Source organism: Salegentibacter lacus (genome assembly GCF_020164555.1).
GTDB classification, from domain to species: Bacteria; Bacteroidota; Bacteroidia; order Flavobacteriales; family Flavobacteriaceae; genus Salegentibacter; species Salegentibacter lacus.
On the sequence record NZ_JAIQZB010000062.1, the window covers coordinates 1 to 629 of the forward strand.

Genomic DNA, 629 nt, shown 5'->3' on the forward strand with positions numbered 1-629 from the left:
ATGAACTGGTTATTGGTGGAGGCCTGAAGGTTATACCCGGGTTTTAATTGCCCATTTTGCATATAATCATCTTTCATCCGCATAAAAGTGGCATCGGGATCTGTTTTGCTATAGCTGTTGCGCTTGCCCAGAAGGGCTTCCTGCTCCTGGTATTTCTTCAGGTTTCCGGGCCAGTTCTTCTTGGCATAGTTGAGCTTTTGTTTTACTTTTTTATCGATCTCCTTATCCTTTAATGCGTCATTAATGGCATCAATGGTTTTGGCTACTTCAGCCGGATCGATAGCATCAAAATCAGGTTCATTGGGAAGCATTTGTTCCTGGTCATAAACCTGTTCCACATAAGACCATAGTTCCCGGAGCTGTTTCTTGATGCGCGCCTTGCTGTTCTTGATCGATTTGCCCCATACAAAAGTAAAGCGATTGGCATTGGCCTCTATCTTGGTGCCATCCACAAAGAGTTCCTTTAAGGACAGTACACCCTGGTCGGCCAATAAAAGAACCACCTGGTTGAAGATATTTTTAAACTTCCCTTTTAAGCGTTTGCCCCTAAAATCATTGATGGTATTATGATCGGGTTTACTTTGACCGCTGAGCCACATAAAATGAATGTTCTCCTGAAGGGCCTGCTC

Annotated in this window: 1 protein-coding gene; it reads right to left on the reverse strand. The window is 43.7% G+C overall.

What is annotated here, in order from left to right; genetic code table 11:
• A partial coding sequence (locus tag LB465_RS18085) for a transposase (protein WP_224471315.1) occupies positions 1-629 on the reverse strand: 629 nt, incomplete at both ends.